The following is an 8,260-nucleotide window of genomic DNA, read 5'->3' on the forward strand; positions in this document are numbered from 1 at the left end:
ACCCACGAAGTTGAGGAGGGGCAGGTCAATCCATCATGTCTACAGGGCGTTTTTATAGTTGGGGATGATGGGTTGGCTACCTGAAGATAGGCATAATTTGATTAGCTGTTTTGCGCTCTTCCTAGTTTGAGAAAATCTCTTGATAATAGGGCATAGCCTATATAGGATAAAACCTATAAACAAAGAGGTCTCCATGTGGTCTATCGAACAAACAGACACATTTGAAGCGTGGTTCTTCTCATTGGAAGAAATTGAACGTGAGAACGTTCTGGCTTCTGTACTTCTTCTACGTGAACGAGGCCCGATGCTTTCAAGGCCGCACGCTGACACTGTAAATGGCTCGCAGCATTCCAATATGAAGGAATTGCGTGTTCAGTGCCAGGGACGTCCTATTAGAGTATTTTTTGCGTTTGACCCACGTCGCACAGGCATCTTGCTATGCGCAGGCGATAAAGGTGGAAATGACAAGCGCTTCTATAATGAGATGATTCCAGTCGCCGATAAAGAATATACGGCTCACCTGGAAACACTAAAGTGAGGTGGTAACCATGGCACGCAAACTGGAAGACTTGTTAGCAAGAGAAAAGCCTGAGATCGTTGCGGCAGCTGAGGCGAAAGCCAACGATATGTTATTTGAGATCAGGCTTGCCGAAATTCGTCAGCTAGCGGAGAAAACCCAAGCAGACATAGCTATTGCGATGGGAGTAAAACAACCCACCGTCGCAGGACTTGAGAAAGTTGGCCAGGATATGCGCCTTAGTTCACTCAAACGCTACGTCGAAGCGCTAGGCGGCCGAGTCCGTGTCGATATAGAACTTCCCGATGGAAGTCATCATGGCTTCCCTGTATAGCTGTCCCCAACAAGCTGTTTAGACTTACGCCGTTTTTTAGTAATGCATCACACCTCGAATACTTAGATCAAACCGGCTCCAGGTGCCAGCCTTGTTCGGTTGCTAACAGGCGGTCTGTCAGGGCTAGGTTTTCCAGAAAGGCATCGTCGTGGGATACCACCACTAACGCGCCTTGGTAACTGCGCAGCATGGTTTCCAGTGCTTGTGCTGAAGGCAAATCAAGGTGGTTATTTGGCTCGTCCAGTAGCAGTAGTTGCGGTGGGGAATCGGCGTAGAGGATGCAGGCCAGCGCTCCTTTCAGGCGCTCTCCACCGCTTAGCAGCCCACTGGGCGTGGTGATTTTTTGCGCGCCTAGACCTAGCTGGGCAAGCCGCATGCGCAGCTCCCCTTCAGTAGCGGTTCGGTTGGCCAGCTGCAGTTGTGCGAGTAGTGTCTTTGCTGGGTCTAGATTCCCCAGTTGCTGGTCGAGATAGGCGCTTTCGGGCGTTACGTTGTAGGCTCCTGACAAGGGCTCAATCTGGCCCGCCAGCACGCGGAGCAGCGTAGATTTACCGCAGCCATTCGGTCCAATAATGCTTAGCCGCTGCTGCCCTCTCAGCATTAGATTAATGTGCCGAGTAACGCCCATAACGAACGGTAGCTCAACCCCTTCTAATTCTGCTAAACAGCGCTTGGCGGCCTGATTAATAGGTATTTCATGCAGGTTGATTTGTGACTCGTTTTCAACCTGCTTTGCGGCGTCACGCACACGTTGATTTAGATGCGCCTGACTGGCCGCCTGCTTTTGGCGCAGCGCGCCCGCCGAGGTTTCGCTGCGCTCTTTCTGGCGATCTAACAGGATCTTGGCCTGGTTGGCTTCCTTGCCCAGCCGATTGCCACGAGCCTGTCGTTTCTCCTGACGTTCACGCTGCTTGCGCATCGCGCGCTCTTCGCGTTGGCGTTCGAGCTTTCGCTGGCTGAGCTGATCAAGGGCAGCCTGTTGTTCATGCGCTTTCGCTTGGGCATAGAACGTGTAGTTGCCGCCGTAGCTGTGCAGCCCTAAGGGGGACAGTTCCACGATACGTTCCATGGCTTCCAGCAGTTGTCGGTCATGGCTAACCACTATCAGCCCACGCGGCCAGCGCCGCAGCTGTTCGATGAGTGCCTGCCGATTGGGTCGGTCGAGATGGTTGCTTGGCTCATCAAGAATCAGGCAATCGGCATTCGAGAGCATTGCGCCCATTAAGGCCACGCGCATGGCTTCGCCGCCGCTCAGTGTGTTCGCTGGTGTGCTGGCTTCAAGATAGCCCAGGCCATTGCGTTCGAGTTCATGGCGGAATCGCTGGGGCATATCCCAACGATCATCGACTGCTTCAAAATCCTCAAACGCTGTGCTGCCAGCTTCAATACGTGCCAGCGCATCCAACGTTGTTCGAACATCGGCAAGATCGGCGACACAAGCGCCCTTCGGTTGCACTACCTGCTGGGCAAGGTAATGGACGCTGCCGGGGCGCTGACAATGGCCAGTGGTTGGCTGCAAAAGGCCCGCGAGGATTTGGGCTAGGACTGTTTTACCGACACCATTACGCCCCACCAACCCGGTTGGGCGGTTATCGAACTGCTCGTGAAGATCAGTGAAAAGCGTTCTGCCATCCGACAGAACGTAGGAAACACCTTTTAAGGTGAGATAGGTATTTGTCATGTGTGATTCCAACGATGCCAAGAACTCTCTCTAGAACCCTCCCAAGAACCATTTCAAAGACGATCCTTGCTACTGGGGGCTGGTGGAGACTGGCCGTTATTGCAACGGCGGCATCAATGGTTCATTGGACAAATACCTCTGCTAAACGCGGGAAGACTTAAACCATAATACAAATAACCTTAGTTATCTATATGACTCACTATGCAGGCGTGACCGCCGCCACTGGGCCAACGCCTGAATATCCGCTGGTGCTGTTCGGCAGCAACCACCAATGGCTGACGCGCCTGCCGCCAGCCATTGTTCCACCCCTTGTGCCAGCGCGGAAGGGCCACTGGCGGTGTGGTCGCATGGGGCCGGGTGCCAGGTTTTGGTCACCGCGTCGTACACTTCCCCTGAATTGGGGTAGACCAATACCGGCAGATCGCACTGACGCCGGATCGCCTGAATCAGCGACTCAATGTGGGGCAAGGCGGTGCAATTCACGCCAATCGCCGCCACGCCAGGGCAGTTGGCCAGGGCTGCCGCGCACTCCTCTATTGGCGTACCATCGCTGATATGTTTGCCATCCTTTGCTGAGAAGGTAATCCAGGCCTGTGCGCCGGGATGCTCGGCCAACAAATCGGTGATCGCCAGCGCTTCATCTAATGAAGGCAAGGTTTCAGCCGCTAGCAGATCAGCACCTGCCGCCAGTAAGAGTTCAAAACGTTCACGGTGAAACGCCACCAGCCCGGCGCGATCCAGATCATAGCCGCCGCGGTATTCACTGCCATCGGCCAGGTAAGCGCCATAAGGGCCAACAGATGCAGCCACCAGCGGTTTGGGGCGATCGGTTTGACCGGGCTGCCAGACCGCATCGCGCGCCTGCTGCGCCAACGTGACCGATAACTGAATCAGTTCCCGCGCTTCCTGCGCTGTTAGTCCTGCCTGCATAAAACCAGGCACCGTGGCCTGATAGCTGGCGGTAATCGCACAATCGGCACCGGCTTCAAAGTAAGCCTGATGAACCTGGCGAATTTTCTCTGGGGCCTGAGCCAACAAGCGCGCTGACCAAAGGGCGTCGTTGAGGTCGCAGCCGAGCGTTTCCAGCTCGGTGGCCATAGCACCGTCGATAACCATAAAAGGCACGTCAGCCAATAGGGCTTTGATCGGGTTTAAGTCATTCATACTGGCGTTTCCTCAGCGGCGTTGGACGATTGCGCAAGACGATAAGAGCCCGAACGGTGGCGCACAAAATGCACCAGATAGCACAGGCCAATGAAGGGCACACCGAAATAGAGCGCCACGCGTTGTTGCGGGTCAAAAGCGATACCAATGCACGCTGCCAAACAGGCCGCAAAGGCTATCAGCGGTACCCAGGGATAGCACGGCGTACGATAAACCAGATCTTTCAGCCGCCCGCCTTCACGCAGGTATTGGCGCCGGAAATTGAGTTGGCTGAGCGCAATCGCCATCCAGACCACCACTACGGCCAAACCAGAGATCGAGACCAACACTAGATAGACGGTTTCAGCGGCATAAACGCTGGAGAACAATGCTCCAAGCCCACCCACCATACTCAGCAAAAGGGCGTTCATCGGAATGCCACGCTTGTTGAGCCGACCCAGCGATTTGGGCAAAGTGCCCTGATCCGACAGCGTCCACAGCATGCGTGCCGAGGCGTAAAGCCCGGAATTGGCCGCCGACAGCAAGGCAGTAATGATCACAAAGTTCATGATATCGGCTGCGCCCGGCACCCCTAAACGCTGAAACACTGCGACAAAGGGGCTCTCACTGAGACCGGCCTGCCCCTGGGGCAATAGCGCCGCAATCACGATAATCGTGCCAACGAAAAACAGTATTAGTCGCCATAGCGTCGCGCGAATGGCCTTGGGCACATTGCGGGCTGGGTCCACTGCTTCTCCGGCAGCAATGCCAATCAGCTCGGTACCAGAAAAAGCAAACATCACCGCCAGCAAGGTGGTGCCAATGGCCAGCAAGCTGGGCGACATGGCGCCGGCTGATAGCCCTGGTGAAGCAACCTCAGCGCCAGCGGCACCATGCAACGGCACCCAGCCAATGATCGCCATCGCTCCCACCAACACAAACACCACCACCGCGATCACTTTGATCAATGACAGCCAGAACTCGGACTCGGCAAAGAAGCGCGAGGTAAACGCATTCACGCCAAAAACAATTGCCGCAAATAAGCCACTCCAATACCAGCCGGGGATATCGGGAAACCAGCGCCCCATGAAAACCGCCGCCGCGGTGAACTCTGAACCTAGTGCCACCGTCCAGGTGAGCCAGTACATCCAAGCCACCATATAGCCGGTTCCTGGGCCGATATAGCGGCTGGCATGGGCGCTGAAGGCGCCTGAATCCGGCATATGCACTGCCAGTTCACCCAGACACATCATCACCAGCCAAGCGACAATACCGCCAACGAGATAGGCCAACACTGCTCCAATCGGCCCGGCCTGCTGCACGGTATAACCGGAACTCAAAAACAATCCGGTGCCAATCACACCGCCCAAAGACAGCATTACCAGATGGCGTGTCTGCATACTGCGCTTGAAGTGCGCACTGTCTTGATCACTTGCTTGCTCACTCATGGTGACATCCCTATCTTTGGCCTAACGAACCAGCATGGCCTCAGGGGCCTGGCTCAAAAAAAGGGGCTCATTTTAGTTCATTACAACCTATCTAAAAAGCATAAAAACAAACATTTATATTCTTATTTTAAATATACAAGCCTGATGTTGGTGATAAGCGCTAGCAACGTTGCGCGTATTAATTGGTTATCAGAATGCTAACTCAATGGGTAAGAAGACAGGATGTGAAGACAAATAACGCTCGCTGGCTAGTACGAGGTACCAGAAGGTTATCTCACCGCTCCTTAGCGCAATGCCGGGCACCCATCACTAGGCAAAAGACAATTGTCTGAGCTATCGCTATACAGGCAATTACCCCTTTCCAGGCCCATATCGCAAAGGCATACGCCGCAAGGCTTGCGCCCATTGCGCCACCTAAATAGTAGCAAGAGAGGTAGATGCCAGCGGCAACACCGGCGGGTACGCGGCGCGTGCTGCTTAATAACTGGGTCGTCACTGTTTGGAACATATAGGTTCCTATGGCAAACAGCGCCACGCTCAGCATGATAGGCATGCGTGTTGTGCTAATCAGCCACAGCGCTGCCCAAATCAACGCTATTAGTGATATGGCAATCGCTACTTCGCTTAGGTAGCGCCGCAATACGCTGGCAGTGAGCACGCAGACAAGTGCGGGCAGACACGCCAGATAGATCGTGCCGATCTGCTGTGAATCCCAATGATAAGGTTCTTGGGCAAGCCATAGACCCAGTGCCGTAAACACCGCGCTTTGCGTGAAGAGCAGCGCAAAACCCGCGAGATAGGCAATGAGCAGCGTATTGTCAGTAAGCGCTCGCCTTATATATGTCACCGGCGTTTGATGCCTTTCCGCACACTGCGTTGGTCCGGCACCCGCAGTTTTCAGAAGAGTTGTTTCCGGAAGAGTCGCTTTCGGAAGAAGATAAACCGCCACCGCAGACAGCATCATCAGGCTTGCAGAGCTTATGAATCCCAGCTCCCACCCCATGGCATCAACTGACCAAGCGGGATAAAACCGGCTGAGTGTGCTGCCAACTATGGTGCCGGTCACGTACAGCGGCACGAAGCTGCTTGGCCGCTGAGAGACCAAATTCATCGTTGCGGTTAATAGAAAGGGAATGACAATGCCTTGGCCTAGCCGCAGTACAAAAAGCACGTCTTGGCTAGTCGTCAATGCTATTGAAGCGTTAATCGCGGCCAATGTAAAAAAGCCAACGACTAATAAGTGCGAGGGGTTAGCATGCTTTGTCGCAGCACCGGTTAGCGGCGCGGTGACCATCATTCCTAGCAACGAGGCCATCGTTAACCAGCCAGCGCCAGTGGCCGTTGTTCCGAACCGCTCTACTAACGCTGGAAACAGCGCCTGAAGCTGGTACAAATTAAAAAAAGCGCCGAGCGATCCAATTATTAAGGCCGTACGCATGGCTTATTCCTGTTGAGACAGGCATTACCATACGTACGCTCAAGGCTCGAATGAAGGTCGGAATCGGTATCGCAGTGATAGCTGTTTCGACAGAGTGCAGCATCAGAAATCAGCGTATGTTGTGGTCACCGGAGGAGAGACGAGATGGTCGAACTGAAACAGATTAAGCACTTTGTTGCCGTTGCTGAGGAGCTTAACTTCAGGCGCGCTGCCGAGCGATTGCATATTACCCAGCCGCCGCTGAGCCAGAGCATTAAGTCATTAGAAGAAACCGTGGGTGTGAAGCTGTTTGAGCGCAATACCCGAGGTGTGCATCTCACCAAAGCAGGCGAGGCCTTTCTTGGTGAAAGCTTGGAGATACTCAGTGCTGCACAGCGAAGCATCAGCGTTGCTAGGCAGGCAGCCCAGGGTAAAATCGGCACGCTGCGTCTTGGTTATTCGGCCAGCGCGATTTTCTCTAAACCCCTCACCTCTGCCCTGGCTAAACTGCTCACCGAGCGCCCGCTGATCGAACTGCAGCTGTGCGAAGGGAATGCCCTCTTACATATCGCATCGCTGAAAGCGGGTAAGCTTGACGCTGCGGTACTACGAGCCGACCTGGACGAGAACGCTCTAGCGGGTTTATCGGTTTCCAGGCTGGGAGATGAACCGCTGCTCGTGTTACTCCCCCCCGGTCATCGGCTGCAGGCGAAGCCTTCCATCGATTTTAGCGAAATAGCCAGCGAGCGGCTTTTACTCCAACCCGCCACGCAAAGAACATTTCTGCGGCGCCAACTGGAGACATTGGCCGATAAAGCAGGGGTTTCTCTCAGCCATGTTGTGGAAGTGCCCGATATCGGCAGCATGCTGTGCTTCGTTGGCGCCGGTATTGGCATTACCATCCTGCCCGCCAGCGCCGCGTCGATGGCTCACGGCCTGATGGCCATACCGCTTGCCGACGGGGACTCTTCCCCGCCGCTACTGTTAGCCTACAAGAAAGACAACCCTCTGAGTGAGCAGCTTAGGGATCTCGTTGAAGCGCATCCTTCATAAGCTTGGAAAATGGCGTGTTTTAAGCTGAGAAGTTGTGTGGTTATAGCGTTCCAGATCCAACCCTAAAAATTGGGTTCCTGGGACAGGGTTATTCGTAACGGGTGGGTGTTGAACGAACCCATATGACTGATATAACGCCAAGGCCGCTTTGAACTCAGGCAGCACATCAAGGCATATTTTCTTATACCCACTCTCAGTTGCTTCCTGCAATACCCTCTCTACCAACTTAGCTCCCAGCTTACTTCCACGGGCAGTTGGGCGAACATAAACCCGCTTCATTTCACAGGTATTATCGTCCACCTTGCGAAATGCAGCACACCCCACTGGTTTCTTATTGATTGTTGCTAAAAATATCTTTGACTCATCCGAGCTATACTTTTCAGATAAGTTATTAAATTCTTCATCGTTACCTTGAAAAGCAAGGTCAACCGACGTACTCGCTATATATTCTCGATACAAATCAAGTACAGCATTTAAGTCAGTGGGAAACGTTGCTCTTGCTACTGTATACACATCTTCCTCCTAGTTGCATAACGCATAACGGTGACCAGTACTAATAGCGCACTTTTTAGCACTATGACAACGAGGCGATGGCCGTTAATGATGAGTGCACTAAGCAGAAATTAAGTGAATCCGCATAAGTTATGGTGTATAAAGCGAGGCTTAT

8 protein-coding genes are annotated in these 8,260 nt (G+C 53.6%); 3 read left to right on the forward strand and 5 right to left on the reverse strand.

Annotated features, from left to right (window positions below; genetic code table 11):
- Positions 1–193 precede the first annotated feature (193 nt).
- Complete coding sequence (locus INT19_RS03565; protein ID WP_095603866.1) at positions 194–538, forward strand: type II toxin-antitoxin system RelE/ParE family toxin; 345 nt, start codon at positions 194–196, stop codon at positions 536–538.
- 10 nt (positions 539–548) lie between these two features.
- Positions 549–851, forward strand: a complete 303-nt coding sequence (locus INT19_RS03570) for an XRE family transcriptional regulator (protein WP_095603867.1) — start codon at positions 549–551, stop codon at positions 849–851.
- A 67-nt stretch (positions 852–918) separates the two neighbouring features.
- On the opposite strand, the gene INT19_RS03575 is transcribed toward INT19_RS03570, so the two are convergent.
- From INT19_RS03575 to INT19_RS03590, 4 genes are all read right to left on the reverse strand, one after another.
- The gene (locus INT19_RS03575) at positions 919–2,532 is read right to left on the reverse strand and encodes an ABC-F family ATP-binding cassette domain-containing protein (RefSeq protein WP_193059751.1); all 1,614 of its coding nucleotides are present in this window, start codon (positions 2,530–2,532) and stop codon (positions 919–921) included.
- 183 nt (positions 2,533–2,715) lie between these two features.
- Positions 2,716–3,696 carry a homocysteine S-methyltransferase gene (gene mmuM / locus INT19_RS03580; RefSeq protein WP_193059752.1) on the reverse strand — a complete coding sequence of 327 codons (981 nt, stop codon included), beginning with the start codon at positions 3,694–3,696 and terminating at the stop codon, positions 2,716–2,718.
- Complete coding sequence (locus INT19_RS03585; protein WP_193059753.1) at positions 3,693–5,123, reverse strand: amino acid permease; 1,431 nt, start codon at positions 5,121–5,123, stop codon at positions 3,693–3,695. The genes mmuM and INT19_RS03585 overlap by 4 nt, the downstream gene beginning before the upstream one ends.
- Positions 5,124–5,397: 274 nt before the next feature.
- On the reverse strand, positions 5,398–6,561 hold the full coding sequence (locus INT19_RS03590; RefSeq protein WP_193059754.1) for an MFS transporter: 1,164 nt from the start codon (positions 6,559–6,561) through the stop codon (positions 5,398–5,400).
- A 144-nt stretch (positions 6,562–6,705) separates the two neighbouring features.
- On the opposite strand from INT19_RS03590, the gene INT19_RS03595 reads away from it, so the two are divergent.
- A complete protein-coding gene (locus INT19_RS03595; RefSeq protein WP_193059755.1) occupies positions 6,706–7,593 on the forward strand; it encodes a LysR family transcriptional regulator in 888 nt (295 codons plus the stop codon).
- Here INT19_RS03595 and INT19_RS03600 read toward each other — a convergent pair.
- Positions 7,588–8,106 (reverse strand): GNAT family N-acetyltransferase, encoded by a 519-nt coding sequence (locus tag INT19_RS03600; RefSeq protein WP_193059756.1) that lies wholly within the window; start codon positions 8,104–8,106, stop codon positions 7,588–7,590. The two genes, INT19_RS03595 and INT19_RS03600, sit on opposite strands and share 6 nt — an antisense overlap.
- Positions 8,107–8,260 lie beyond the last annotated feature (154 nt).

This window comes from Halomonas sp. 3A7M (assembly GCF_014897875.1).
GTDB lineage: Bacteria > Pseudomonadota > Gammaproteobacteria > Pseudomonadales > Halomonadaceae > Vreelandella.

Bases quoted from the DNA above. Each gene is read 5' to 3' on its own strand.
- INT19_RS03570 (WP_095603867.1), top strand. From the start codon at position 549: ATGGCACGCAAACTGGAAGACTTGTTAGCAAGAGAAAAGCCTGAGATC.
- INT19_RS03565 (WP_095603866.1), top strand. From the start codon at position 194: ATGTGGTCTATCGAACAAACAGACACATTTGAAGCGTGGTTCTTCTCA.
- mmuM (WP_193059752.1), bottom strand. From the start codon at position 3,696: ATGAATGACTTAAACCCGATCAAAGCCCTATTGGCTGACGTGCCTTTT.
- INT19_RS03590 (WP_193059754.1), bottom strand. From the start codon at position 6,561: ATGCGTACGGCCTTAATAATTGGATCGCTCGGCGCTTTTTTTAATTTG.
- INT19_RS03575 (WP_193059751.1), bottom strand. From the start codon at position 2,532: ATGACAAATACCTATCTCACCTTAAAAGGTGTTTCCTACGTTCTGTCG.
- INT19_RS03585 (WP_193059753.1), bottom strand. From the start codon at position 5,123: ATGAGTGAGCAAGCAAGTGATCAAGACAGTGCGCACTTCAAGCGCAGT.
- INT19_RS03595 (WP_193059755.1), top strand. From the start codon at position 6,706: ATGGTCGAACTGAAACAGATTAAGCACTTTGTTGCCGTTGCTGAGGAG.